23 protein-coding genes and 1 pseudogene are annotated in these 26,295 nt (G+C 67.8%); 14 read left to right on the top strand and 10 right to left on the bottom strand.

Features of this window, described 5'->3' with window-relative positions:
* Nucleotides 1-14: 14 nt before the first annotated feature.
* From N7367_RS00120 to N7367_RS00095, 6 genes are all read left to right on the top strand, one after another.
* On the top strand, nucleotides 15-1,367 hold the full coding sequence (locus tag N7367_RS00120) for a TFIIB-type zinc ribbon-containing protein (protein WP_279941437.1): 1,353 nt from the start codon (nucleotides 15-17) through the stop codon (nucleotides 1,365-1,367).
* On the top strand, nucleotides 1,364-1,621 hold the full coding sequence (locus N7367_RS00115; protein ID WP_053515893.1) for a hypothetical protein: 258 nt from the start codon (nucleotides 1,364-1,366) through the stop codon (nucleotides 1,619-1,621). The genes N7367_RS00120 and N7367_RS00115 overlap by 4 nt, the downstream gene beginning before the upstream one ends.
* Nucleotides 1,622-1,757: 136 nt before the next feature.
* On the top strand, nucleotides 1,758-2,369 hold the full coding sequence (locus tag N7367_RS00110; RefSeq protein ID WP_279941436.1) for an AprI/Inh family metalloprotease inhibitor: 612 nt from the start codon (nucleotides 1,758-1,760) through the stop codon (nucleotides 2,367-2,369).
* Between the two features lie 70 nt (nucleotides 2,370-2,439).
* Nucleotides 2,440-3,399, top strand: coding sequence for a cation diffusion facilitator family transporter (locus N7367_RS00105; protein WP_053515898.1), 960 nt, complete (start codon nucleotides 2,440-2,442; stop codon nucleotides 3,397-3,399).
* A 69-nt stretch (nucleotides 3,400-3,468) separates the two neighbouring features.
* On the top strand, nucleotides 3,469-4,101 hold the full coding sequence (locus N7367_RS00100; protein WP_279941435.1) for a DNA-3-methyladenine glycosylase: 633 nt from the start codon (nucleotides 3,469-3,471) through the stop codon (nucleotides 4,099-4,101).
* Complete coding sequence (locus N7367_RS00095; RefSeq protein ID WP_111186911.1) at nucleotides 4,098-4,292, top strand: hypothetical protein; 195 nt, start codon at nucleotides 4,098-4,100, stop codon at nucleotides 4,290-4,292. The genes N7367_RS00100 and N7367_RS00095 overlap by 4 nt, the downstream gene beginning before the upstream one ends.
* 44 nt (nucleotides 4,293-4,336) lie before the next feature.
* Here the strand turns inward: N7367_RS00095 and N7367_RS00090 are convergent, their stop codons facing one another.
* Together N7367_RS00090 and N7367_RS00085 are read right to left on the bottom strand one after the other, a co-directional pair.
* Complete coding sequence (locus N7367_RS00090; protein WP_065182313.1) at nucleotides 4,337-5,128, bottom strand: exodeoxyribonuclease III; 792 nt, start codon at nucleotides 5,126-5,128, stop codon at nucleotides 4,337-4,339.
* Nucleotides 5,129-5,255: 127 nt separating this feature from the next.
* Entirely contained in the window at nucleotides 5,256-6,365 is a 1,110-nt protein-coding gene (locus N7367_RS00085; RefSeq protein WP_279941434.1) for a crosslink repair DNA glycosylase YcaQ family protein, read from the bottom strand.
* 61 nt (nucleotides 6,366-6,426) lie between these two features.
* Between N7367_RS00085 and pip the strand changes: the two genes are divergently transcribed.
* Nucleotides 6,427-7,386: a prolyl aminopeptidase gene (pip, locus tag N7367_RS00080; RefSeq protein ID WP_279941433.1), complete on the top strand. Its 960-nt coding sequence runs from the start codon at nucleotides 6,427-6,429 to the stop codon at nucleotides 7,384-7,386.
* Between the two features lie 9 nt (nucleotides 7,387-7,395).
* Here pip and N7367_RS00075 read toward each other — a convergent pair whose 3' ends face one another.
* Genes N7367_RS00075 through N7367_RS00060 form a run of 4 tightly spaced genes read right to left on the bottom strand, consistent with a single transcriptional unit; the run spans nucleotide 7,396 to nucleotide 13,731 of the window.
* A complete protein-coding gene (locus N7367_RS00075; protein WP_279941432.1) occupies nucleotides 7,396-8,757 on the bottom strand; it encodes a heavy metal sensor histidine kinase in 1,362 nt (453 codons plus the stop codon).
* The gene (locus tag N7367_RS00070) at nucleotides 8,754-9,443 is read right to left on the bottom strand and encodes a heavy metal response regulator transcription factor (protein WP_053515914.1); all 690 of its coding nucleotides are present in this window, start codon (nucleotides 9,441-9,443) and stop codon (nucleotides 8,754-8,756) included. The genes N7367_RS00075 and N7367_RS00070 overlap by 4 nt, the downstream gene beginning before the upstream one ends.
* Nucleotides 9,440-12,553 (bottom strand): multidrug efflux RND transporter permease subunit, encoded by a 3,114-nt coding sequence (locus N7367_RS00065; RefSeq protein ID WP_279941431.1) that lies wholly within the window; start codon nucleotides 12,551-12,553, stop codon nucleotides 9,440-9,442. The genes N7367_RS00070 and N7367_RS00065 overlap by 4 nt, the downstream gene beginning before the upstream one ends.
* A complete protein-coding gene (locus tag N7367_RS00060; protein ID WP_279941430.1) occupies nucleotides 12,550-13,731 on the bottom strand; it encodes an efflux RND transporter periplasmic adaptor subunit in 1,182 nt (393 codons plus the stop codon). Before N7367_RS00060 ends, N7367_RS00065 begins: the two co-directional genes overlap by 4 nt.
* A 376-nt stretch (nucleotides 13,732-14,107) precedes the next feature.
* Between N7367_RS00060 and N7367_RS00055 the strand changes: the two genes are divergently transcribed.
* From N7367_RS00055 to blaL1, 6 genes are all read left to right on the top strand, one after another.
* The gene (locus tag N7367_RS00055) at nucleotides 14,108-14,407 is read left to right on the top strand and encodes a hypothetical protein (RefSeq protein WP_065182320.1); all 300 of its coding nucleotides are present in this window, start codon (nucleotides 14,108-14,110) and stop codon (nucleotides 14,405-14,407) included.
* A 63-nt stretch (nucleotides 14,408-14,470) separates the two neighbouring features.
* The gene (gene mgtA, locus N7367_RS00050) at nucleotides 14,471-17,230 is read left to right on the top strand and encodes a magnesium-translocating P-type ATPase (RefSeq protein ID WP_279941429.1); all 2,760 of its coding nucleotides are present in this window, start codon (nucleotides 14,471-14,473) and stop codon (nucleotides 17,228-17,230) included.
* 30 nt (nucleotides 17,231-17,260) lie between these two features.
* On the top strand, nucleotides 17,261-18,001 hold the full coding sequence (locus tag N7367_RS00045) for an MgtC/SapB family protein (protein ID WP_279941428.1): 741 nt from the start codon (nucleotides 17,261-17,263) through the stop codon (nucleotides 17,999-18,001).
* A 119-nt stretch (nucleotides 18,002-18,120) separates the two neighbouring features.
* Nucleotides 18,121-19,176, top strand: coding sequence for an ATP-binding protein (locus N7367_RS00040; protein ID WP_279941426.1), 1,056 nt, complete (start codon nucleotides 18,121-18,123; stop codon nucleotides 19,174-19,176).
* Complete coding sequence (locus N7367_RS00035) at nucleotides 19,169-19,810, top strand: response regulator transcription factor (RefSeq protein ID WP_065182324.1); 642 nt, start codon at nucleotides 19,169-19,171, stop codon at nucleotides 19,808-19,810. The genes N7367_RS00040 and N7367_RS00035 overlap by 8 nt, the downstream gene beginning before the upstream one ends.
* Nucleotides 19,811-19,895: 85 nt before the next feature.
* On the top strand, nucleotides 19,896-20,762 hold the full coding sequence (gene blaL1 / locus N7367_RS00030; protein WP_279941425.1) for a L1 family subclass B3 metallo-beta-lactamase: 867 nt from the start codon (nucleotides 19,896-19,898) through the stop codon (nucleotides 20,760-20,762).
* Nucleotides 20,763-20,802: 40 nt separating this feature from the next.
* Here the strand turns inward: blaL1 and N7367_RS00025 are convergent, their stop codons facing one another.
* Together N7367_RS00025 and N7367_RS00020 are read right to left on the bottom strand one after the other, a co-directional pair.
* Nucleotides 20,803-21,330, bottom strand: a complete 528-nt coding sequence (locus N7367_RS00025) for a DUF411 domain-containing protein (protein WP_279941424.1) — start codon at nucleotides 21,328-21,330, stop codon at nucleotides 20,803-20,805.
* 504 nt (nucleotides 21,331-21,834) lie between these two features.
* The gene (locus tag N7367_RS00020; protein ID WP_279941423.1) at nucleotides 21,835-24,126 is read right to left on the bottom strand and encodes an FdhF/YdeP family oxidoreductase; all 2,292 of its coding nucleotides are present in this window, start codon (nucleotides 24,124-24,126) and stop codon (nucleotides 21,835-21,837) included.
* Nucleotides 24,127-24,335: 209 nt separating this feature from the next.
* Between N7367_RS00020 and fdhD the strand changes: the two genes are divergently transcribed.
* Nucleotides 24,336-25,190 (top strand): formate dehydrogenase accessory sulfurtransferase FdhD, encoded by an 855-nt coding sequence (gene fdhD / locus N7367_RS00015; RefSeq protein WP_279941422.1) that lies wholly within the window; start codon nucleotides 24,336-24,338, stop codon nucleotides 25,188-25,190.
* 44 nt (nucleotides 25,191-25,234) lie between these two features.
* On the opposite strand, the gene N7367_RS00010 is transcribed toward fdhD, so the two are convergent.
* Both N7367_RS00010 and N7367_RS00005 read right to left on the bottom strand, forming a co-directional pair.
* Complete coding sequence (locus N7367_RS00010) at nucleotides 25,235-25,780, bottom strand: TetR/AcrR family transcriptional regulator (protein ID WP_065182328.1); 546 nt, start codon at nucleotides 25,778-25,780, stop codon at nucleotides 25,235-25,237.
* A gap of 4 nt (nucleotides 25,781-25,784) precedes the next feature.
* A pseudogene (locus N7367_RS00005) lies at nucleotides 25,785-26,295 on the bottom strand (MFS transporter); the annotation flags it as partial.

The following is a 26,295-nucleotide window of genomic DNA, read 5'->3' as shown; positions in this document are numbered from 1 at the left end:
GACGCGAACCGCACATGTCAGATCCACGCAACGGACCGCCTCCGCTGCCCGCTTCCGGCCCTGTGACACCGCCGCCGTTGCCGGGGGCGGCGTTGGACGGTCCGGGCTCGCCGCGGGACGTCCCTCCCCCACCCGGCAGCTTCCCGCTGGACACCTCGCCGCTGCCGCAGGCGATCCGCGACGAAGTGGACGCCCCGGACCCGCTGGCCATCGACACCTCCGCCACCGAGTTGAAGGACGGCCTGAACCGGTGCCCGAAATGCGGCGCCACCGATATCCGGCCCAAGCTCGGCGCGGACATCCTGGTCTGCCTGTACTGCCGTCACGAATGGCATGGCGCCCGGGTGGAAGAGGCATTCGGTCTGGGCGAGAACATCGACCAGCTGCGTGGCACCATCATTGCCAGCGGTGCACGCGACATCGATGCCGATGCGTCGGCGCTGATGAGCTTCAAATGCACCGGCTGCGGCGCCGAAGTCACGGTCAACACCGAGAGCACGATGACGGCGCGCTGCCACTGGTGCCGGCATGTGTTCGGCGTCAACGAGCAGATCGCCAATGGCGCGGTGCCCGATGCGGTACTGCCGTTCCACATCAGCAAGGACGATGCGGTTGCCCGCATCCGCCAGTTCGTCGACAAGCGCCGTCTGTTCGCCCTGAAAGCCTTCAAGGATCAGTTCACGCCCGAGAACGTGGTCGGCGTGTACCTGCCGTACATGATCGTGGACAGCAATGTCAGCGCCGCCGTGGCGGGCAAGGGCGAGATCCAGACCCGCCGATACACCGTGGGCAGCGAGAAGAACAAGCGCACCGTATACGACGCCGATGTCTACCAGATCGAGCGCCAGGTGAACTTCACCGTCGACGATCTGCCGCTGGAATCCTCTGCCGAGCGCGGCAATCTGGACATCAGTGCCAACACCAACAACATCATCAACACCATTCTGCCGTTCGACACCAAGAACGCGGTGAAATGGAACGCGTCCTACCTGGCCGGCTTCACGTCCGAGAAGCGCAATCTCGATGTCGAAACGCTGCGCCCGCGGCTGGAGGACCAGCTGCTGTCGATCGCGCGCGCACAGGTGGAAGCATCGGTGCGCGGCTACAACCGGGGCGTCCGCTGGGAGCAGGAACAGCTGGACGTGCATGGCACCCGCTGGGTATCCATGTACCTGCCGGTCTGGCTGTACTCCTATCATCAGCCCGGCCGCAACGGCGGCATGCTGCACTACATCGCGGTGAACGGGCGTACCGGCGAAACCATGGGAAGCGTGCCCGTGCAGCAGTGGAAGATGCTGCTGGCAGCCCTTACGGCCGGCACGATCATCGAAGCAGTGGCAATCCTCATTCTGATGGCGACCGCATGAGCGACGACAGTGGCCTCTGGCTCTTGGCGGCAGGTCCGGCCGGCGCGACCGCGCTGTACTGGGCGCTGTACCGCTACTACCGCAATACCGACAAATCACACGCCTTCGAGCATGAAACCGAAGTGCAGGCCGCGCCCGTCAGCGGCTCGGACCAGAAGGTGGGCCAGGTGCGCGGCACCGAGGCCACCCGCATCGAGGGCGACAACGTCTACCAGTACCGACGACGCGTGGCGCGGCTGAAACCCAGGCCCTGAGGGCCGGGACCGGGGCGACGGGCACCGCCACGGTGCCCGCCATCGAGTGCCGTTGCGCAGCCGGCATGGCACCATCACGCGGTCTCCCACCCTGCCGGTCTCATGCTTTCCGGGTCGCCCTCCCGAGCATCCCGCCATGATCGCCCTGCTCCCGCGTACCTGCCTGGCCGCGCTGTGCTGCCTGACCCTTCCCGTCATGGCCCAGGATGCATCCTTCGGCTTTGGCCAGCAGAGCACCGAGACCTCGCAGACCACCCAGACCTCGACCACCCAGAGCCAAAGCCAGCGCAGCGATGACACGGCCTTCGGCAGCAGCGGCTCGATGACCTCGCAGTCCAGCACCCATTCCCGGACGCATTCCGAATCGAACAGCGAGAGCACCGGCGTGGATCTGGAGATCGGCGTCCCCGATGACACCGATCGCTGGGGCCAGGAACGCCGCCATCCCCGCGATCTGCGTGACAGCGACCTGTTCGGCACGTGGACGCTGGGCGAGGAGAACGGGAACACCTGCACGATCGAACTAAAGAGCATGGAGTGGTTCGGCGGCTACAGCGCCTATGTGCCGGCGGGCTGTCCAGAGGGATTCTTCCCGGCCAACCGCTGGGTGCTTTCCGGTAACCAGTTGCTGCTGACCGACACCAGCAACACGGTGTACGGCCGTTTCCGTGCATCGGGTGGCGGACGGTGGTCTGGCTTTCGCGAGTCCGACGGCGCGCGGCTCTACCTGAATCCGAAGGGTCGCTGACGGACGCCCTGCACGCCCCGGGGACGGCAGCATCAGGAAGATCAGGCAACCTTCCTTGAACCGCCCTACGATGTCCGCCCCCACCGGTCCCCGCCTCGTCATCTATGCCGCCCTGGCCGGCAACCTCGCCATTGCCGTGGCCAAATTCATCGCCGCTGGCATCTCCGGCAGTTCAGCGATGCTCAGTGAAGGCGTGCACTCGCTGGTCGACACCCTGAACGAAGTGCTGTTGCTGTACGGGCTGCGCAGGGCCGGTAAGGCGCCGGACGCCGTGCATCCATTCGGCTACGGGCGCGAGCTGTATTTCTGGAGCTTCATCGTGGCCTTGCTGGTGTTTGCGGCGGGCGCGGGCGTGTCGGCATACGAGGGCATCCAGCACATCCGCCAGCCGGAACCGGCGACCCACCATGTGCTGAGCTACAGCGTGCTGGGCATTTCCATCCTCTTCGAAGGCGCGTCGTGGTGGGTGGCGCTGCGCGAGTTCCGCCGCACCAAGGGCAGGCTCGGCTATTTCGAGGCGTTCCGACGCAGCAAGGACCCGTCCACGTTCACCGTGCTTCTGGAGGACAGTGCAGCCCTGCTCGGTCTCGGATTCGCGCTGGCCGGGCTGGTCGCGGCGCAACTGCTGGACATGCCGGTCCTGGACGGCGTGGCCTCGCTGTGCATCGCCGCAGTTCTGGCGGTGACTGCGTTTCTGCTGGCACGCGAGACCAAGGGTCTGCTGGTGGGCGAGCCTGCCCATCCAGCGGTGGCCGAGCGCATCCTGGCCGTCGCCGAAACCGATGCCGATCTGCGCCGCGCCAATGGCGTGACCACCATGCAGATGGGCCCGGAGCAGGTGGTGGCCATGCTCAGCGCGGAGTTCGAGGATGATCGGCATACGCCGCAGATCGAGGCCTGCATCACCCGCATCGAAAACGCCGTCAAGCGTGAGTACCCGGAACTGGTGGCGCTGTTCGTCAAACCGCAGACGCCGGAAGTCTACGCCGCCCGGCGTGCGGCGCTTCGCGCGCCGCGTTCACCGGATTGACGCCGCGTCCGCATCCGCTTCACCCTGCCAGCGCCAGACTGATCCCCCATTCGCCGACCCGCTACCGCCGTGCCTGACTGGCTGCCCGATCACTGGACGCTCCTGCCGCGCCGTTTCTACCAGCGTCCGCCGCAGGAGGTCGCCCCCGAACTCCTGAATGCGCTGCTGATACGCAGCGATGGACGGGCGGCCCGTATCGTCGAGGTCGAGGCCTACGGCGGCAGCCAGGACCCGGCCGCGCACTCCTACCGAGGACCGACGCCCCGGACAGCCAGCATGTTCGGGGAGGCCGGGCATCTGTACGTGTACTTCAGCTACGGCATCCACTGGGGAAGCAACGTGGTGTGCGGGCAGGAACACGAGGGCGTGGCAGTCCTGCTGCGCGCAGCGGAGCCCGTGCAGGGCATCGACAGGATGCGGGAACTCAGGCCAGCCGCACGGCACGACCTCGATCTTGCCAGCGGCCCAGGCAAGCTGTCCCAGGCATTCGGCCTGGACAAGAGCTTCGACGGCGCCGATCTGGTGACGGGCAGCCACGGTGTGGTCATTGCCCGCGACGGCACACCTCCGCCGACGGACCCGGTCATCGGCCCGCGGATCGGCATCAGCCGCGCCGTCGACTTTCCGTGGCGCTGGCATGTCCGCGGCCATCGGCACGTCTCGGCACGCGCCCCCCGGCCTGCATCGGCAGCACGCAGATGACGCCGCTGGACCGGCCACTGCGGCGTGAACTGGAGATCGACGGCCAGCACTACACCCTGACGCTTGATCCGCAGGGCCTGAAGCTGGTGGAAAAAGGCCGGCGCAAGGGTGTGGTCCTGCGCTGGCGTGACCTGGTGTCAGGTGATGCTGCCCTGGCCGCCGCCCTGCAGGCATCGTTGCAGACGCGCTGAGCGGACGCCCCACCACAGTGCTGACGGACAACGCCGGATCCGGATCAGGTGCGCACCGTCACCCACGTTGGCGCGTGATCGCTGGCCTTGTCCTGCAGGCGCACCCAACGATCCACGCCTGCATCCACCAGGCGTGCCGCCAGGATCGGGTTCAGCAGCAGGTGATCGATGCGCAGTCCCCGGTCGCGCTCGGCATGCTGGCGGAAGTAGTCCCAGAATGTGTAGATCGTGCTGTCACCGTGCACGCTGCGCAGGGCGTCGGTCCAGCCCTGCGCGAGCAGATGCTCGAACTGCTCGCGCACCTCCGGCTGGAACAGCGCGTCGCGGCGCCATGCCTTCGGGTCGTACACATCGGCCTCGGTGGGGATGACGTTGAAATCACCCAGCAGCACTGCAGGGTGCGGGAGATCGACGAGGCTGCGCGCGTGACGGATAAGGCGCTTCATCCAGCGCAGCTTGTAGTCGAACCTGGGGCCCGGCTGGGGATTGCCGTTGGGCAGGTAGAGACCACCCACGACGATGCCGTGCACCGCCGCTTCCAGATAGCGGCTCTGCACATCCGCCGGTTCGCCCGGCAACCGCCGCCGGCTTTCCACCGGCACCGCATCCCTTGCCAGCAGGGCCACGCCATTCCATCGCGCTTCGCCCAGCCACAGTGCACCGTAGCCGGCCTGTTCCAGCGCATCGGCCGGGAATGCAGCATCAGTGGCCTTCAGCTCCTGCAATGCGACCACGTCCGGCGATGTCCTGTCGAGCCAGGCAAGCAGATGGGGCAAGCGCGTGCCGATACCGTTGACGTTGAACGTGGCGATGCGCAGCGTCTTGCGGCGGGCCATGCAGAACTCCTGAAGCCGGCGGGCAGAGCTACCACTGTGCCTGCGCCGTCATGCAGGCGCCGTCGACGTCATCGAAACGACGCTCGGCGATCATGGCGAACGCGCCCACAGCAACCTGCTGCGAGCGCTACCCGGCCCCGCGCCCGCCTGCCAGAAACAGCGCCATGCGCTGCAGCTCGTCCTCCAGCGCACCGCGGAACAGCCGGTCGCGCGCCAGTGAGCGCCCCGCATAGCCGAGCGATGGCTCAAGCTGGCCGTCGCGGACAGTCACATTGGCCCACCCCACCACCTGCTCGTGCCACAGCATCGGCAGCGCGTAGTAGCCATACTGGCGCTTGGGCGCCGGCGTGTAGGCCTCGAACCTGTAGACCCAGCCCCACAGCAGCTCGAACCGCCGACGGTCCCAGACCACCGGATCGAACGGCGCCAGCAGGCGTACCTGCTCGTCCGGCGCATGCCGTCGTGAGCGCGGATTCTCGTCCGCCGGCCAGTACCACGTGGTGCCCTCCACGGTAGCGCTCGCCAGCTGTTCTTTCGCCAGCTTCAGCGCCTGCCGGGTCTGCTCGGCCAGATGCGGTGCGCCGTAGCCCAGCAGCCGGGCCAGGTAGGTCAGGCTGGCCGATGGAAGCGGCGCGTACTTGCGCACGATCAGCGCGACCAGTGCCGCCGCGCGCCGCACGCGCCCGTCCTCGCTGTCCTCCGCCGGCGCATGCTCGGCCACGCTGTAGATGCGCGTTCCGCTGTCGCGCCGCTGCACCCGCAGCAGGCCGCGATAGTGCATGCCCTCCAGCAGATGCGTGCTGGCGTTGCTGGTGCCGCCCCAGTAGTTGGTCACCCGGCCGTGCGCGAACGCCTGGTCGACCTCGCGCGGATGCACGCTGCCACGTTCGCGCACGAACGCCAGCACATCCGCCGCACGGCGTTCGGTGTCCGCGTCCCATGCGCGCCGGGCGACGCGGGGATGCATCAACGCCAGGTACTCGCGCGGCAGGAAGCCGTAGTTGACCAGGCAGTCCTCCTCTACCGGCAGGCGCGGGTAACGCCGCTCGAGGTCACCGGCCCGATAGTCCTTCACCCGATGCCGCAGTGTCAGATCCTGTGCCCGGGCCGGCGCGCGGATCGGATCGGCCTGTACGAAGCCCAGCCGCCGGATCGCGGCCATCAACGTTGTTGGCGGGAACAGGGTGCGCGCCACCGCGTAGCGGCGCAGGTCGTCGAGAGTGGGCTGCCTGGACATGACGCCATTGTAGGCGCGCGCCGGGGGTATGCTGTCAGGCCCCGGTCCACTGACGTCCATCATGCGCACGCTGTATCCCCCGATCACGCCCTATCGCGAGCACACTCTGCCCGTGAGCACGCTGCACACCCTGCATGTCGAAGAGTGCGGGACGGCCGACGGCATTCCGGTGGTGTATCTGCATGGCGGTCCCGGTGCCGGCATCTCACCCACGCATCGTCGCTTCTTCGACCCGGCGCGGTACCGCATCGTGCTGATCGACCAGCGCGGCAGCGGCCGTTCCACCCCGTTCGGCGAACTGCGCGACAACACCACGCAGGAACTGGTGGCCGATATCGAGAAGGTACGTGAGCACCTCGGTATCGAGCGCTGGCTGGTGTATGGCGGCTCCTGGGGCTCGACGTTGTCGCTGGCGTACGCGCAGGCCCATCCCGCCCGCGCCACCGGCCTCATCGTGCGCGGCGTGTATCTGGGGCGGGACATCGAGAACCAATGGTTTTCCGAGCCGCAGGGCGGTGCGCGCTGGATATTTCCGGAGCGCTGGGACCGCTATGAAGCGCACATTCCCGAAGATGAGCGCGGCAACCTGCTGCAGGCGTACTGGACACGCCTGGACAGCCCGGACCCCGCCATCCGCATTGCTGCCGCAATGGCGTGGCTGGGCTGGGAGGACAATGCTGCGACCCTGCAGCACGAGGTGTCCGCCGAATCCAGCAGCGACCCGATGGATACCCTGGCCAAGGCCCGGATTGAAGCGCACTACTTCCGCAACGGGGCCTTCCTTGAGCCCGGCCAGCTGCTGCGCGATGTGGAGCGGATCCGCCACCTCCCGGCGGTGATCGTACAGGGCCGCTACGACATCATCTGTCCGCCACGCAGCGCGTGGGAACTGGCCAAGGCGTGGCCGGAAGCCAGGCTGGAGATGGTGATTGCCGGCCACAGTGCGAACGAAGCGGCCACGACCGACGCGCTGGTGCGCGCGACCGACGACTTCGCCGACCGTTTCGGCCAGCCCGGCTGAATCGCCCCTTCACCGTGCCACGGTGAAGCCGACCGTCGTCAGACCGTCCGAACTGGCCACGAACACTTCGCCGCCATGCAGTGCGGCGATGGCCTTGACGATGGACAACCCCAGCCCGTGATGGCGCTCGCCCCGATACTCACGGGCCTGGTCGACCCGGTAGAAGCGCTCGAACAGCAGGGGCAGATGCTCGGCGGCGATGCCGTTGCCTTCATTCAGCACGGCCACCCGCACGCCCTCGCCTTCGGACTGCAGCTGCACACGCACGTCGCTGCCTGGACGCGCATGCTGCACGGCGTTGTGCAACAGGTTGGTCAGCGCGCGGCGGAACAACGACGGATCGATGCGGGCGGTGGCGTCGCCTTCGACATGCAACGTCAGCTGGGCCTCTTCGAACAGGAATTCCATGAATTCACCGGCGGTGGCGACCTCGTCTGCCAGCTGGACCTGACGCGTTTCCACCGCGATATCGCCCTGGCCGGCCCGCGACAGGAACAACATATCGTTGACGATCGCACGCAGGCGCTCCAGTTCCTCCAGGTTGGACTGCATGACCTCCTGCAGCGCCGCCACATCACGCGGACGGGACAGGGCCACCTGGGTCTGTCCCATCAGATTGGCCAGGGGGGTGCGCAGCTCGTGCGCGACGTCCGCGTTGAACCCGTCCAGCCGCGTGTACGCTGCTTCCAACCGATCCAGCGCGCCGTTGAAGGCCTGCGTGAGGTGGCCCAGTTCGGCCGGCAGTCCCTGCGCGGCCAGGCGCTGCGACAGCCGCTGCGGGCTGAGCGAGCGTGCCTCGTTGGACAGCGCCCGCAGCGGGGCCAGCCCCAGCCGGGCGATCCAGTAGCCAAGCCCGGCCACCAGCAGCACGCCCAGCCCGCCGGCCACCCACAACGCAACGCCGAAGCGCTGCAGCGCCTGCGTATAGGGCTCCGAGTCGATGCCGATCCACAGGTCCACATCCGGTCGCGCGCCCTTGCCCGGCACCCGCTCATACAGCGTGCGCAGCGGGTGCCCGCCCTCACGCGGCAGCGTGCCCATGCCGTTGTCACCCTTGCCGGGGGCCTGCACCTGCGGCTCTGCCTGGCCGATGCGGAATGTGGGGTTCTCGCTCCATGCCCAGACCAGGGTGTCGCGGTCGCCTGAGATCAGGTTGCCGACCTTCTCGCGCACCTTGGTCCAGCGCTCGGTGCTGTCGCACATCGCGACGCTGCCACTGACCGCGTGCAGCTTGGTCTGCAGTTCCGCATGCTGGTACCGCACCACCTGCCGCTCGAGCACGCCATAGACGCCCACGCCCAGCAGAGCAAACACCAGCAATGCGGCCAGCGCGAACATCGCCGACAGGCGCTGGGCGATCGACATCCTCATCCCCGCCCACCCTCGTCCTCGCGCACTTCCAGCACGTAGCCCATGCCGCGCACGGTATGCAGCAGCTTGCTCGGGTAAGGGCCGTCGATCTTGCCGCGCAGGCGCTTGATCGCCACTTCGACCACATTGGTATTGCTGTCGAAATTGATGTCCCAGACCTGGGCGGCGATCACCGTCTTGGACAGGATCTGGCCCCGCCGCTGTGCCAGCAGCGCCAGCAGCGCGAACTCCTTGCCGGTCAGGTCCAGCCGCGAGCCATCGCGGTAGGCCCGCCGGGCCAGCAGGTTCACCTGCAGATCGCCCACCTGCAGTTCGGTCGGCTCCTGCTGGCGCCCACGCCGCACCAGTGCCTGCAGCCGCGCCAGCAGTTCGATGAACGAGAACGGCTTGACCAGGTAGTCGTCGGCGCCCTGCCCCAAGCCGTGCACGCGATCATCCACGCGGTCCCGCGCGGTCAGCATGATCACCGGTGTCTGCTTGCTGCGGCGCAGCTCGCGCAGCACGCTGAAGCCATCCATGCCCGGCAGCATCACATCCAGCACGATCACGTCGTAGTCGAACTCGCGCGCCAGATGCAGGCCGGTGACACCGTCCGCAGCCAGATCCACCGCCCAGCCCTGCTCGCCCAGGCCGGTGCGCAGGTAGTGGGCGGTCTTGCCTTCATCTTCCACGATCAGCAGTTTCATCCAGGGTCCGCCAGGGCAGCGCCCGCCGCCTCCCTGCGCTCGCGGCGACGCTGCAGGAACAGGCGGTCCAGGGCCAGGTAGATCACCGGGGTACTGTACAGGGTCAACAGCTGGCTGATCAGCAGGCCACCGACCACCGCCACGCCCAGCGGCTGACGCAGTTCCGAACCCGTACCGAAACCGATCATCAGCGGAATGGCACCCAGCAACGCGGCCAGCGTGGTCATCATGATCGGGCGGAACCGGGTCAGGCAGGCCTCATGGATCGCCTCCAGCGGCGCCAGCCCGCGGTTGCGCTGTGCGTCGAGGGCGAAGTCGACCATCAGGATGCCGTTCTTCTTGACGATGCCGATCAACAGCACGATGCCGATCAGCGCCATGATCGAGAAGTCCAGCCCCCACAGCCAGAGCATCAGCACCGCTCCGATGCCGGCCGACGGCAGAGTGGACAGGATGGTCAGCGGGTGCACGAAACTCTCGTACAGCACGCCGAGGATGATGTAGACCGCCAGCAGGGCCGCGAGGATCAGCAGCGGCTGGCTGGCCAGCGACTCCTGGAAGGCCTGTGCCGTGCCCTGGAAGCGGCCGCTGATGCTGGCAGGCATGCCGATCTGCGCCTGCGCCTGCTCCACCAGGCCGACCGCTTCGCCCAGTGAAACGCCGGGGGCCAGATTGAAGGACAGGTTCACCGCCGGCAGCATGCCGTTGTGGCTGATCGACAGCGGACCATTGCCCGGGGGCTGCACCTGGGCCACGGCCGACAGCGGCACCATCTGCCCGGTCAGTGGCGAACGCAGGTGGAAGTAGGACAGCGCATCGACCTGCCCCAGCAGGCCCGGCGCGATCTCCAGGATGACCCGGTACTGGTTGGTTTCGGTCTGGAACTCGTTGATCTGGCGCTGGCCGAAGGCATCGTAGAGCACCTGGTCGATGTCGTTGGCGGTCAGGCCGAAACGCGCCGCTGCCGTGCGGTCGATCTCCAGCCGGGTCACGCTGGCGCCGACCTGCTGGTCATTGGACACGTCGCGCAGCTGCGGCAGGCCCCGCAGCCGCTCGGTCAGCTGCTCGGCCCACTGCGACAGTTCGCGGCTGTCCTGTCCGCGCAGGGCGTACTGGTACTGCGTCCGCGCCGGCCCGGCGCCGAGATTGATGTCCTGCGCCGCGCGCATGTACACGGTGATGCCGGGCACGCTGGCCATCTTCGCCCGCACCCGGTCAATGAAGCCGTGCACGTCCACATCGCGGTCGCCGCGGTCCTTCAGCACGAACCAGAAGCGGCCGTTGGACAGCGTCTGGCTGCCGGCAGTGGCACCGACCGCGTGGTTGTAGGCCTGCAGGGCCGGATCATCCGCAACGATGCGCGCGAGCTGCTGGTGCTTGGCCACCATGTCCTCGTAGCCGATGTCCTGCGCCGCCTCGGTGGTGGCGAACACGAAGGCGGTGTCCTGCAGGGGGAAGAAGCCTTTGGGAATCACTATGTACGAGGCCACCGCCACCGCCACGGTCAGGCCGAAGCCCGCCAGCACCAGCCGCTGGCGGCGCAGGGCCCATTGCAGGCTGCGGTCGTAGCCGGCCAGCAGGCGCCCGGCCAGGGTCCGCTCGCTGTCCCGGTGCGCCGGCATGCGCTTCATCAGGTGCGCGGCCATCATCGGTGCCAGGGTCAGCGAGGCGACGATGGAAATCAGGATCGCCACGGTGATGGTCAGCGCGAACTCGGCGAACAGGCGCCCGACCACCCCGCCCATGAACAGCAGAGGGATGAAGGCGGCAATCAACGACAGGCTGATCGAGACCACGGTGAAGCCGATTTCGCCGGCGCCCTTCAGGGCGGCGTCCACCGGACCGAGCCCGGCCTCGCGGTGACGGTGGATGTTCTCAACCACGACGATCGCGTCGTCGACCACGAAGCCGACCGCAACCACCAGTGCCACCAGGGTCAGGTTGTTGAGGCTGAAGCCGGCCACGTACATCGCGGCGAAGGTCGCCACCAGTGCGACCACCAGTACCGCGCCGACGATCAGCGTGGCGGAAAGCTGGCGCAGGAACAGGCCCATCACCAGCACCACCAGCACGATGGTCAGTACCAGGGTGAGCTCCACCTCGTGCAGCGACGCGCGGATGGTGCGCGTACGGTCGTTGAGCACCTCCACATCGACGCTGGCCGGGAGGTTCGCGCTCAGTTCCGGCAAGGCGGCCAGCACCGCATCGGTGGTGCGCACGATGTTCGCGCCGGGCTGCCGGCTGATGATCAGGCCGACTCCGGGCTGGCCGTTCGGCCACGCCTGCACGTAGGCATTCTCGGCGCCGTCGATCACCTGCGCGACGTCACCCAGCGCCACCGGTGCGCCGTCACGATAGGCAACGACCAGGCGCCGGTAGTCCTGGGCACTGAACAGTTGGTCGTTGGCCTCGAAGGTGGACGTGCGCTGCTCGCCCATCAGTGCACCCTTGGCCTGGTTGAGGCTGGCGTTCTGCGCCACGCCACGCAGGTCGGACAGGGTCAGGCCCATCGCCGCCAGCCGCTCCGGCTGGGCCTGGATGCGGATCGCCGGACGCTGCTGGCCGACGATGCCGACCTCCGAAACGCCGCTGATCTGGCTGATCGAGCGTGCGAGGCGGCTCTCGGCCAGATCGCTCAGTTCGGTCATCGACATCTGGGTCGACACCACGCTGAGCACCAGGATGGGACTGTCGGCCGGATTCACCTTGCGCCAGGTCGGCATGTTCGGCAGTTCACTGGGCAGGCGGCCGGCGGCGGCGTTGATCGCCGCCTGCACTTCCTGTGCGGCCGTGTCGATGTTCTTTTCCAGATCGAACTGCAGGGTGATCGAGGTACTGCCCAGTGCACTGGTCGAGGTCATCTCGATGATGCCGGGCACGCCCGTCAGCTGGGTTTCCAGTGGTGTGGCCACCGCCGAGGCCATGGTCTCGGCGCTGGCACCGGGCAGATTGGCATTGACCCGGATGGTCGGGAACTCAGCCTCCGGCAACGGCGCCACCGGCAGGCGCGGCAACGCCGCTACGCCCAGCAGCACCACTGCCAGGGTCAACAGCGTCGTGGCGACCGGGTGATGGACGAACCAGCTGGACAGCGAGGTGCGCGCGCTCACGGTGCCGCCCCGCGCCGGAACACTTCAGGCGCTGCGGCGGGTTTGGCCTCGGCCACCACCGTGCCCGGCCGCAGGCGGGACTGTCCATCGCGTACCACCACGTCGCCGACCCGCAGCTCACCCTGCACGACCACCTGCCCGCCGTCCTGTTCACCGACCGTGACCGGCAGCGATTCCACACTGCCATCAGCGACCACGCGGTAGACGAAGCTGCCCTGCACGCCACGCTGGATCGCCGCGGCATCAAGCACCAGCGCGCCTTTGCTCTGGCCGGTACGCACCCGCACGCTGACCAGCTGCCCGGGCCACAGCTGGTCGGACGCATTGCTGAAGCGCGCGCGCAGCCGCACCGTACCGGAGGCCTCGTCCACCTGGTTGTCGATCACCTGCAACGTGCCCTCAGCCAGCAGCTGGCCACCCTCGCGGTCCAGTGCCTGCACCTGTGCGCCGCCTGCGGCGAGCGCCTGTCGCAGCTGCGGCAGCGCGTCCTGCGGCAGCGCGAACACCACCGAGATCGGATCGGTCTGCTGCACGGTCACCAACCCCTGCGTGTCACTGGCGCGCACCAGATTGCCCGGATCCACCTGGCGCAGACCGATGCGGCCGTCCATCGGCGCCACGATGCGCGTATACGAGAGCTGCACCTGCGCTGCGTCCACCGCAGCCTGGTTGCCGCGGCCGGTGGCCTGCAACTGCTGCACGGTGGCGGCCTGCTGCTCCAGCATCTGCCGCGACACCAGCTGGTCGCTGGACAGATGCTGCAGCCGTGACAGATCCGAGCGCGCCGCGTCCAGCGTGGCGCGGTCGCGCACCAGCGCCGCCTGTGCACCGCCCAGACCGGCACGGATGGCACGATCATCGATACGCGCGAGCAGTTGCCCCTTGCGCACCTTCTGCCCTTCCTCGAACAGCACTTCGGTCAGCACGCCATCCACCTGCGGGCGCAGCACGGTGCTCTGCAGCGACTGCACCGTGCCGACGCCGCTTCGCCAGTGGGGGACATCACGCTGCTCGACGCGCGTGGTGACCACCGGTACCGGTGGCGGTGCCGCGCTGGGCTGTGCGTCGCCGCGGGAAACGCCGTGGAACAACATCGCCAGCAACAGGGCAACCAGCAGTGCCGCTCCCAGCGCGAGGTGGCGGCGGCGCAGCAGCGCAGTGACATCAGGCAATCGCATGGCAGGGGGTCCAATCCGGTGCCCGCGCCGGTCTGCGCAGGCCTGCCGTCATCCTGGGTGGCAACCTCCGGCACCATGCTGTCGCCTGCCTGACAATTCCGTCAGCTTCCACTGCGCCCGCTATACCAAGGTATAGCGACGCTAACCCACGGGCCTCTAGGCCGTGCCCGGCCAGCGGCCGACAATGGCACCACCGCCGGGAAACGCGCCCGGCAGCCCCTTCCCACCTGCACGGAGACGCCGATGGATCCCGACCCTGCCGGGCGCAACGCGCCCCTGCCTGCCTGTTTCCGCCCGTACCGGGCGCCTGGCGGCCGGTCCCTGCCTGCGTGAGTGCGGGGGGGCCGCCAGGCGCACCTGCCTGGAGAGTGCCCCCATGTCCTGCAAGACCCTCTACATCACCCTGCGCCGCCTGATGGGTACGCGCGATGTCACCGCCCTGCGCAGCCAGCTGTGGGTGCATGGCCCAGTGCTGTTTGCCCGTTCGCTGGCGCTGGGCTCGCCACGCGTGGTGGCCGACGTCCTTTCGTTGCTGCCGATCAGCGAGCGCATCAGCGTCCTGCGCCATCTGCCCTACCCCCTCCGCGACGCGATGAAGCCGCTGTGCATCGGCGGCAGCCAGCGCCTTCGCATGCAGCCCTGGTCGCCTGACGTACTGGCCCTGCGCTCCGCCTGAACGGCGACGCGACGCCCTGCCCCTGCGTGCCGGTCCTGCGCCGGCCCCATCAAGGAGTTCCCCATGAGCCTGCTCAATGCCTGGTTCAACGCTTTCCTGCGCAGCCGGCGCGCCGGCAACCTGTTCCGGCGCCGGGCGATGCCCGAAGCCGGCTTCGGTCACGGCAACAGCGGGAGCGTACCGTTCAACCTCACCGCCGGACTGGTCACCTTGGCGCAGCTCGATGAAGCGCACCTGCTGAGCAGGCTGGACTCGCACGCCGATGGCCTGGGCCAGCACGAGGCGGACGAACGGCTGGCCGCCCTCGGCCCGAACGAAGTCGATCACGAAAAGCCGCTGCCGTGGTGGCGCCACCTGTGGCAGTGCTACCGCAATCCGTTCAACCTGCTGTTGACCGTGCTGGCAGCGGTCTCCTGGCTGACGGAGGATGCGAAGGCCACGGTGGTGATCGGCGCGATGGTGCTGTTGTCCACCCTGATCCGCTTCGTCCAGGAAGGGCGTTCCAACCGCGCCGCTGAACGGCTGAAGGCACTGGTGGGGAACACGGCGCGTGTACTGCGGCGCACCCCTGGAACGGAAGCGGCAGACCTGGCCGATCAGTACTTCGGTGCGCACCTGCACAGCCGGCGGCCCTCACGGCTGCTGGACCTGCCGATCCGCGAGCTGGTACCCGGCGATCACATCGTACTCTCGGCCGGCGACATGATTCCGGCCGACTGCCGGGTGCTGTCGGCCAAGGATCTGTTCGTGGCCCAGGCGGCCATGACCGGGGAATCACTGCCGGTGGAGAAGTTCGCCCATCCGGGCGATGCGCAGGCCGGCCTGCTCGATCAGCACAACCTGCTGTTCATGGGTACCAACGTGGTCTCCGGCACGGCCACCGCGGTGGTACTGGCTACCGGCAACCGCACCTATTTCGGCACTCTGGCCGAGCGCAGCATCGCCAGCGACCGTGCGCCCACGGCCTTCCAGGCCGGGGTCAACAGTGTCAGCTGGCTGCTGATCCGCTTCGCCCTGGTGATGGTGCCGTTCGTGCTGCTGGTCAATGGCTGGACCAAGGGTGACTGGACCGAAGCCTTCCTGTTTGCCCTGTCGGTGGCGGTCGGCCTGACCCCGGAAATGCTGCCGATGATCGTCACCTCCACCCTGGCCAAGGGGGCGGTGCTGCTGTCGCACCGCAAGGTGATCGTCAAGCGCCTGGACGCCATCCAGAACTTCGGTGCCATGGACGTGCTGTGCACCGACAAGACCGGCACGCTCACCCAGGACCGGATCGCCCTGGAACGGCATACCGACGTGTTCGGTCGTGACTCGGAAGACGTGCTGAAGTTCGCCTATCTCAACAGCCACTTCCAGACCGGCCTGATCAATCTGCTGGACCGCGCCGTGCTGGAGCACGTGGAACTGCAGAGCTCGCTCCGCCTGAGCCAGGACTACCGGAAGGTGGACGAGATACCGTTCGACTTCGAGCGCCGCCGCATGTCGGTCGTGGTATCCGAATGCGGGAATCACCATGAGCTGATCTGCAAGGGCGCGGTCGAGGAGATGCTCGCGGTGTGCTCCACCGTGCGCGAGAACGGCCACGACATGCCACTTGACGAACGGCGGCTGGCGCGGGTCCGGCAGACCACCGAGGAACTGAACGAACAGGGCCTGCGGGTTGTGGCGGTGGCGATGAAGGAAACCAGCGCGCAGCAGGCGACCTACACCCAGTCCGACGAATGTGGACTGACCCTGATCGGCTACGTGGCCTTTCTTGATCCGCCCAAGGAATCGGCTGCACAGGCACTGCAGGCACTGGCGATGCATGGCGTCGAGGTCAAGGTGTTCACCGGCGACAACGAACTGGTCACCGCCCGTGTCTGTGCCCAGGTGGGACTCGACGCGGACACGATCCTGACCGGCCCGCAGATCGAACGCATGGGCGATGAAGCGCTGGCACACGCCCTGCAGCACCACCGCGTGTTTGCCCGCCTGACGCCGCTGCACAAGGAACGACTGGTACGCCAGCTGCGCGCGCAGGGCAAGGTGGTCGGCTTTCTCGGCGACGGCATCAATGATGCGCCCGCGCTGCGCGCCGCCGACATCGGCATCAGCGTCGACAGCGCCGTGGACATCGCCAAGGAAGCGGCCGACATCATCCTGCTGGAAAAGAACCTGATGGTGCTGGAGGAAGGCGTGATCCAGGGCCGGCGCACCTTCTGCAACATGCTCAAGTACATCCGCATGACCGCCAGCTCCAACTTCGGCAACGTGTTCTCGGTGCTGGTAGCGTCCGCCTTCCTGCCGTTCCTGCCGATGCTGCCGCTGCAGCTGCTGGTGCAGAACCTGCTGTACGACGTTTCGCAGATCGCCATTCCGTTCGACAACGTGGACGGGGACCTGGTGCGGCAGCCGCTGAAATGGAACCCGACGGACATCGGCCGCTTCATGGTGTTCTTCGGACCGATCAGCTCGGTCTTCGACCTCAGCTGCTTCGCCCTGATGTGGTATGTGTTCGACGCTCGCACACCCGCCGACCAGGGCCTGTTCCAGTCAGGCTGGTTCGTCGTCGGCCTGCTGACCCAGACCCTGATCGTGCACATGATCCGCACGCCGAAGCTGCCGTTCCTGCAGAGCATCGCCGCGCCACCGCTGCTGCTGATGACGGGACTGATCATGGCCCTGGGCGTGATCCTGCCGATGAGCCCGCTGGCCGCCTACTTCAGGCTGCAGGCACTGCCGGCAGGGTACTGGCCGTTCCTGGTGGCGATCCTGTTCGGCTATGCCGCACTGACCACTGCACTGAAGAAGCTCTACATCCGTCGCTACGGCTGGCAGTAGGCGTTGCCGGCCGTGCCTGGGGAGATCCTGATGTCCGCCATCAACCTGAACCTGCCCGCGTTCAACGCCGGCGCCACGCTCGGCTCGCTGCTGAGCCTGTCCACCGCCTTCGTCCTCGGTGCCGCCATCGGCCTGGAGCGCCAGCTGCGCCAACGTACCGCAGGGCTGCGCACCAACACGCTGGTAGCCGTCGGCGCGGCGGTGTTCGTCGACCTGGCCGTCCGTTTCCACGACCTGTACGGCGGGCCGCCGTCGCCGCTGCACGTGGTCGCCTACGTGATCTCCGGTGTCGGCTTCCTGGGCGCGGGCGCGATCATGAAGGAGGGCGCGCAGGTCTCAGGCCTGAACACCGCCGCCACCCTGTGGGGCTCGGCGGCAGTGGGTGCCTGTGCCGGCATCAAGCTGTTGCCGGAGGCGGTGATGGCCACGCTGTTCGTGCTCGCCGCCAACACGCTGCTGCGCCCGGTGGTCAACCGCATCCAGCGGCAGCCCTTGCCGGAGACGTTCAGCGAAGCCGTCTATGCCATCAATGTCGTCTGCCAGCGCGAACAGCAGGCCGAGGTACTGGACCGCCTGCTGCTGTTGCTGGAACAGGCCCAGTACCCCGTGCGCGCGGTGGACCACCATCCCTTCGGCGAGCGCGATGTGGAGATCGAAGCGGTGCTGTATGCCACCACCGCCGATGGCGACGAGCTGGATGCGGTTCTGGCGACGTTGTCCACCACGCCCGGCGTCCTGCAGGGGTTCTGGAATGCCAGCCTGGAGGAGTGACACGAGATCATCGCGCGCACGTGCAGCGCGGCAGCCACTGCCGTCCTGCGGCACACGCCCTGCCACGGGAGGTAGAGCCAGCTTTGCTATCCTTTCCATCCCGCCAGGGAGCTGTCCCGATGCCTTCGCTGTCGTCCCGCCGTCCACTGGTGCTGCTGGCCCTGATCGTCTCCGTAGTGGCGATCTTCCTGCTCGACACGTTGACCGACTACGCGGTGGCAGCCGCCTGCTTCTATGCGGCGGTGATCCTGGCAGCCTCGCGGGTGCTTTCGCCGCGCGGATTGCTGGCCCTGGCCGTGGCCTGTGTCGCCCTGACCGGCCTGAGCTTCGTACTGACGCGTTTCGGCACCTACCGCATCGGTCTGGTCAATTCGGTGATCGGCATGCTGGTGATCGCCATCACCACCTGGCTGGCGCTGAAAATGGAAGCCGCCAAGGCCGCCGTGCAGGAGGCGCAGGCACGCCTGCTGCGGGTCGCCCGCGCGTCCACCGTCGGTGAGCTGACCACGTCCATCGCGCACGAGGTGAACCAGCCGCTGGCGGCCATTGCCAGCAGCGCCGACGCCTGCCAGCGCTGGCTGGCGCAGGAACCGCCGAATGTTGACAAGGCACGGCAGGCGCTGTCACGCATCCTCGCCGACGCGCATCGTGCCGGCGATGTGATCGCCCGCATCAGCGGACTGACCCGGGGTGCGGCACCCCAGCGCGACACCTTCGACCTGAATCAGGCCGTGGAGGAAATGCTTGCGCTCTCGCGCAGCGAACTCGACCAGCATGGGGTGACCGTGGCCCTGCTGCTGGAGCCGGACCTGCCGCCGGTGCAGGCCGACCGCGTGCAGGTGCAGCAGGTGATCGGCAACCTGATTCTCAATGCCGTCGATGCGATGGAAGGCGTAGCGGTGGCCGAACGCCGGCTGTCACTGCTGAGCCGGCGCGACGGGCAACGGATCACCCTGAGCGTGCGCGACCGTGGCATCGGCCTGCCGGCGGAACAGCCGGAGCGCGTGTTCGAGGCGTTCTGGACCACGAAGTCGAGCGGCCTCGGCCTGGGCCTGAGCTTGAGCCGCTCCATGATAGAGGCCAATGACGGCCACATCCGCGCGGAACGCGTTGCCGGCGGTGGCGCCTGCTTCGTGTTCGACCTGCCTGTTGCCATCGGGGACCGCCATGCGTAGACCCGCTGCACCGGCCGTCGAGCCGGCGCCCATCGTGTACGTGATCGACGATGATCCCTCGGTGCGCGCGGCGCTGGAGGATCTGCTGGCCTCGATGGGCCTGCAGGTACGGGGCTTCGCGTCCACCCAGGCGTTCCTCGAACAACCGCTGCTGGATGCGCCCGCTTGCCTGGTGCTGGATGTGCGCATGCCGGGCCAGAGCGGCCTGGAATTCCACCGCGGCATGCGCCAGCGTGGCCTGCACCTGCCGGTGGTGTTCATCACCGGCCACGGTGACATCGCGATGGGTGTCAACGCGATCAAGGACGGTGCGATCGAGTTCCTGACCAAGCCCTTCCGCGACCAGGAACTGCTGGATGCGATCCACAAGGGCATCGGCATCGATCGCCAGCGCCGCCGCGAAGGCGACGAACTGGGCGCCCTCCAGCAGCGCTGGGAGTCGCTGTCGGCCGGCGAGCGCGACGTGGTGGATGGCGTGGTCCGGGGCCGGCTCAACAAGCAGATCGCTGCGGACCTGGGCGTCAGCGAGATCACGGTGAAGGTGCGCCGCGCCCAGGTGATGCGCAAGATGGGCGCGCGCACGCTGGTCGACCTGGTCCGCCTGTACGACCGGCTGCGGGCCGGGCTGGACTAGCCTTATGGGAGCCATGAAATCTATGCGGAACGCGGCCGACGAGGCCCATGCTAGTTTCTGCGCCTCCTCCCAGCGAACCTTCACGATGCGCTCTTTCCTGCCTGCCCTCGTCCTTGCCGTGGCGGTCCCGCCGCTACATGCAGCAGAGCCGCCCCTGCCCCAGCTGCGGGCCTACACGGTGGATGCTTCATGGCTGCAGCCGATGAGGCCGCTGCAGATCGCCGACCATACCTGGCAGATCGGCACCGAAAACCTGACCGCACTGCTGGTACAGACCGACGACGGCGCGGTGCTGATCGATGGCGGCATGCCGCAGATGGCCGATCACCTGCTGGCCAACCTGCAGCAGCGCGGCGTCGCACCGCAGCAGCTGCGCTGGATCCTGCTCAGCCATGCCCATGCCGACCACGCCGGTGCGGTGGCCGAACTCAAGCGCCGCACCGGCGCGCAGATCGCCAGCAACGCCGAAACGGCCGTCCTGCTGGCGCGCGGGGGCAGCAACGATCTGCACTTCGGCGATGACATCACCTTCCCTCCGGCCAATGCCGACCGCTTCCTGATGGACGGCGAGGTCGTGTCGCTGGGCGGAATGCACTTCACCGCGCATTTCATGCCGGGTCACACACCGGGCAGCACCGCCTGGACCTGGAACGACACCCGCGATGGCAGGCCGGTACGCATCGCCTATGCGGACAGCCTCAGTGCGCCGGGCTACCGGTTGCAGGGCAATCCCCGCTATCCGCACCTGATCGAGGACTATCGCCGCAGCTTCGCGACCGTGCGCCGCCTGCCCTGCGACGTGCTGTTGACCCCGCATCCTGGCGCCAGCGGCTGGGACTATGCCGCAGGCGCCAAGGCCAGTGCTGCAGCGATGCGCTGCAGCGCCTACGCGGATTCAGCCGAGCGCAGTTTCGAGGCACAGCTGGCCAGGGAACGCGACAACGCGCACTGAAGCCGTGGCGGCCTGTGAGCCGCCACAGCAGCAGCGACCCTCAGCCGCCCTGGCCGTGGTGGGCGAACGGCTCGGTGCTGCCGTCACCGCGCACCAGTTCCACCGTGTACGGCTGCACATAACCGTCGGGCATCTCCATGCCGGGCGAACCGGCCGGCATGCCCGGCAGCACCAGTCCACGCGCCGCAGGACGCTCCTTCAGCAGCCGCTTGATGTCCTCGGCCGGAACATGCCCCTCCACCACATAGCCGTCGATCTCGGCGGTATGGCAGGACCCCTTGCCGACCGGCACACCCAGGCGCTGCTTGATCGGGTTCATGTCATCGGTATCCCGTACGTCCACCGCGAAGCCCGCGGCCTGCAGGTGTTCGATCCAGACGCCACAGCAACCGCAGCTGGCGGTCTTGTGGACGATGGCGGTCGGCAGCTGCGCATCGGGGACGGAGGCGGCATCGGCCACTGCGTGGGCATGGCCCGGCGCCGCGGCCACCTCTTCGGCTGCACGGGCACAGCCGGCGCCGGACAGAATGCTGGCCAGCAGCAGGCCGAGAGAGAGAGAACGGTTCATCGTGTTGGTTCCTTTGTACATGCGGGCAGAACACCCGCGACCCACGCATCGAAGGCGCGGGAAAATCGGGAATGGGACAGGCAAGACAACAGGCGGCTGGCGCCTGCAGGCCATCACACGATGGGAGGTCGCAACGCGTCGGTCAGGGGCGGCGGCACAGGCCGTCGTGCAAGGGCAGCGCGTGGCGCCTCGCGCCAGGGTGTGATCGCCACGGCGGAGGAGGTCGCCGGCACGCCGGTACACGCGGGAGGGCACGGGCACTCACTGGCTGCGCAGTCGCCCGATGATCGATCGCCGCAGCATCCGGCCCGATCCACGGCCCTCTCATGCGACGCGGCGCAGTACTCCGTGTCGCCCTGTCCACCGTCGCCCGATGCAGCCCGCGCCAGTCCCGGTGCGGTCAGCACCAGGGCAACGAGCAACAGCCAGCGCAGCAGGAGAGCAGCAGCATTCATCGCAGGCATCATAGCCGATGGGCGTGGCAGGCTGGGCCGCCGCCCGGCCCTATGCGGTGTCCGCGCTGCCTGTGTCTGCCCGCATGCGTACCGGAATCGACTTCGCCGCAGGCGTGCCGCTGAGGCGATCGTAGTAGTCCAGCGGCAGCAGCGCATTCAACTCAGGGTAGTAGCCCGCCAGCGCGCCCCGTGGCATGGGGTAGTCGAGCACGGTCAGCCCGTCGATGCGACGCCGCACGCCATCTGCGCTGAGCGTCTCCAGGCTGACCCGCGCCTCCTTCTCCAGACCGCGTGCCAGCCGGTCTTCGATGTTCATGAACACCACCCTGCGATCGTTGTACACGCCGCGATAGCGATCGTTGTAGCTGTAGATGGTGGTGTTGAACTGGTCGTGCGAACGCACCGTGGCCAGTCGCAGCATGTCAGGATCATCCACCGGATCATCCACGTCCAAGCCCGGCATCACCAGGATGTTGGCCTTGCCGTTGGCGGTGGGCCACACCCGGCGGCGCGGTGCAATGTCCAGATGGAAGCCGTGCGGCTGCCGGATGCGCTCATTGAAGCCTGCATAGATCTGCGGGTACACGGCAGCGATCAGGTCACGGATCCGCGCATAGTCATGCCTGCAACCTGCCCAGTCGACCCTGCTGTCCGGCAGCGTCGCCATCGCCATGCGACAGACGATCTCGACCTCCGGCAGCAGCTGGTCGCTGGCCGGCTCAAGAACACCGCGCGATGCGGTCACGTTCGACATCGCATCCTCGATCGTCACGAACTGCTCGCCTGCGGGCGTGACGATACGTTCCGAGCGCGCCACTACCGGCAGGATCAGCGCATCGCGGCCATGCACCAGGTGCCCGCGGTTGAGCTTGGTGGCGATACCCACCGTCAGCTGCAGGCTGCGCATGGCTTCGTAGGCCCGGGGCGTATCCGGCACGGCATGGATGAAATTGCCGCCCAGCCCGACGAATACCCTGGCGCTGCCATCGAGCATGGCCTCGATCGACTCGACCACATGATGCCCGTGCTCCCGCGGCGGATTGAAACCGAACACCTCCTGCAGGCGATCCAGATACGCTGCCGCCGGCTTCTCGTCGATGCCGACGGTACGATCGCCCTGCACGTTGGAATGACCCCGGATCGGGCCGATCCCCGCCCCCGGCTTGCCGAAGTTGCCGCGCAGCATCAGCAGATTGGCGACCTGCTGCAGCAGCCGCGAGCCATACTGGTGCTGGGTCAGGCCCATGCCATAGCAGATCACCGTGGCATTGGAGCGGATGTAGATCTCGGCGCAGCGCCGGATCTGCGCCTCCGAGATGCCGGAGACCCTGACGATGTCGTCCCAGTCCTGCGCCATCACGTCCGCGCGCAAGGCCTCCAGGCCGACCGTATGTTCATCCAGGAACCGATGGTCGAGCACGCGCTGGCCCTGTGCCTCGCGCTCGAACATCACCTTCATCATGCCTTTGATCAGCGCCAGGTCACCGCCGATGCGGATATGCACGAATTCGCTGCTGATCTCGGTGGAGCCGAAGGTCGCCATCTGCATCACATCCTGCGGCTCGGCAAACCGGATCAGGGCGCGCTCGGGCATCGGGTTGACCGCCACGATCGGCACGCCGCGCCTGCGCGCCTCGACCAGGTTGCCCATCATCCGCGGCGAATTGGTGCCGGTGTTCTGGCCGATCACGAAGATCGCCTCGGCGTGCTCGAAATCCTCCAGGACGATGGTGCCCTTGCCCACACCGATGGAAGGTGGCAGGCCACGGCTGGTCGGCTCGTGGCACATGTTCGAACAATCGGGGAAGTTGTTGGTGCCGAACTCGCGTACGAAGATCGAATACAGGAACGCCGCCTCGTTCGGCGTGCGGCCCGACGTGTAGAACTCGGCCTGATGCGGGCTGTCCAGTGACCGCAGGTGACGGCCGATGAGTGCGAACGCCTCGTCCCAGCTGCATGGCGCATAGTGGTCGGTGGCTGCGTCGTAACGCATCGGCTCGGTCAGCCGCCCCTGCATTTCCAGCCAGTAGTCGGTCCGCTCCATCAGCTCGCTGACGGTATAACGCGCGAACAGCTCGCGATCCGCCCGGAACCGGGTCGCCTCCCAGGCCAGTGCCTTGGCCCCGTTCTCGCAGAACTCCAGTTTCCTGCGCTCGTCGGCGTCGGGGAAGGCGCAGCTGGGACATTTGAAGCCAGCGGGCTGGTTCATCGCCAGCAGTGCCCTGGAGCCGTTGCCGATCACGCTCTGCTGCAGCAGAACCCGGGCGGTGGCGCCGGCCGCACCCCAACCGCCTGCGGGCTGGTTGTAGGGCTTGTAACGGGGTGGTTTCTGCTCGGACATGTTCGAAGACCTGGCGCCAGGAGACGAGACTGCGAAGGGCACGACAGACAGAGTCAAGCACGCTCGGGACCGCTTCGCCAGAGCCGCCCCGAATCTTCCGGCGCGCCTCCGGGGCGACGGAGTCTGCTGCGTTGCCACGGACGCACTGCGTTATCCTCGGGGCGTGGGCCAACAGCCCATGACACGCTCACTCTGTCCGGACACTCTGCATGGCTGACTCGCCCCCGCCGCCCTCTCCGCCTGCCGGCACCGCGCAGCGCACGTTGCAGCGCTGGCGCGAGGGCGGGCAGCAGGTGCAGGCGCAGGCCGACGTGGTCGCCGAAGAGGTGCCGGTAGCGCTGCACTACAACGGCACCGTGTTCGCCGTGATGATGGCCACGCCCTGTGACCTGGAGGACTTTGCGCTCGGTTTCTCGCTCAGCGAGGGCTTGATCACCACGCCGACGCAGCTGCTCTCGATCGATGTGGGGCCGCAGCTGGAAGGCATCGAACTGCGGATGACGGTTGCCGCCGAGGCACCGGGCGCCGGTCTGGATCCGGCCGATGGCCGCCTGCTGCCCGGCCGTGGCGGCTGCGGCCTGTGCGGAACACGGCAGCTCGAGGATGTGCTGCGGCCCCTGCCCCCGGTACGCGAACGACGGACCTACGCGCCGGCGGCCCTGCAGCGGGCACTGGCCACGCTGTCGCAGCACCAGCCGATGAATGCGGCCAGCGGCTCCACCCACGCGGCCGCCTGGGCCGACGCCAACGGGCGCATCGGCTGGGTGCGCGAGGACGTGGGCCGCCACAATGCACTGGACAAGCTGATCGGCGCCCTGCATCACAACGAGCACGCCATCGACGGTGGACTGCTGCTGATTTCCAGCCGGGCCAGCTACGAGATGGTCAGCAAAGCCGTGCGCGCCGGTGCCAGCGTACTGGCCGCCGTGTCCGCGCCAACGGCGTTGGCGATCGATCTGGCGCGCAGCGCAGGGCTGTGCCTGGTCGGCTTCGCCCGCGGCAGTGGATTCAATGTGTACACCCATCCAGAGCGGTTGCGGCCGGAAGACATGCCAACGGCATGAACGCGGCCATGGCGGGACCCGCCATCGTCAGTGGGCAACCCCCATCATCGGCCGGGTGACAACAGGCCCGCGATGCGCTCGGCCACCTGGGCGCGCACCGCGTCGTCCAGCTGTCCTTCGTACATGGCCTCGTAGATCCACAGCCCATCGGCCGCCAACCGTGCCACGAAATTGTCCAGCGCCGCAGGATCAACCACGCCGGCCGGCGGCGGCGATGGCGCCCAGCGCTGCACGGCCGGGCTCCACGGCCGCTCACCGGCCTCCGGGTCCACCGATTCGAGCATGAACATCAGCTCGGCGCGCGTCGCGCTCTGCGCCGACACGCGGACGAAGGTCTGATAGCGCTCGAGCGCCGTGGCCTCGCTGGCACGCTTGCCGAGCAGCGCTTCCATCGATGCCTCCCAGTTGTGCACCAGGTGCTCGTCGATGCCGCGCAGCAGTGCCTCGCGCGACGGGAAGTGATACAGCAGGCCGCCGCGCGTGAGGCCGGCTTCTGCCGCCACCGACTCGAAGGTCACCGCGCGCACGCCGTCTCGATTGATCACGTTGACGGCGGCATCGAGGATGCGCTGGCGCTTGCTGGTTCTCATCGCACTACTTTACGCGATCGGCCGCTCCCTCGCGGCTCCCCGCCCGCCCCCGCAGCAGGCGCGCGATCAGCGCTGCACCCACGGCCAACACCGCGGTGATGACCAGCAGTACGATCTGGTAGCTGCGGTCATAGGCGGCGGTGGCGCCGGCGAACCACTCGCCCGGGCCGGCTTCGCGGGCGACCTGCTGCGCCTGGGCGAATCCTTCCCGCGCCAGTGCCGGAACATCCGCCGATACCGGTAGGAAGGCGCCGTACATCGCTGCGCCCAGGCTGCCCAGCATCGCCACCGCCAGCAGGCCGCCGAATTCGTAGGAGACCTCCTCCACGGAGGACGCCATGCCCGCACGGTGCGCAGGCACGTTGTTGAGGATGGCGGTGGATGCGACCGAGATTGCCGAGCCCATACCGAACCCGGTGATCGCCATGCCGGCGACGACCCAGCCCAGTCCGTGCGGAAAACCGAACGCGACCACGCCCACTCCCAGTGCCCCCGCGGCCAGTCCGCCGCAGATC

The sequence above is a fragment of the Stenotrophomonas sp. GD04145 genome, from assembly GCF_029835135.1.
Lineage (GTDB): Bacteria > Pseudomonadota > Gammaproteobacteria > Xanthomonadales > Xanthomonadaceae > Stenotrophomonas > Stenotrophomonas maltophilia_P.
Note: the sequence above shows the minus strand (reverse complement) of the source record. Positions and strands in the feature narration are given on the sequence as shown.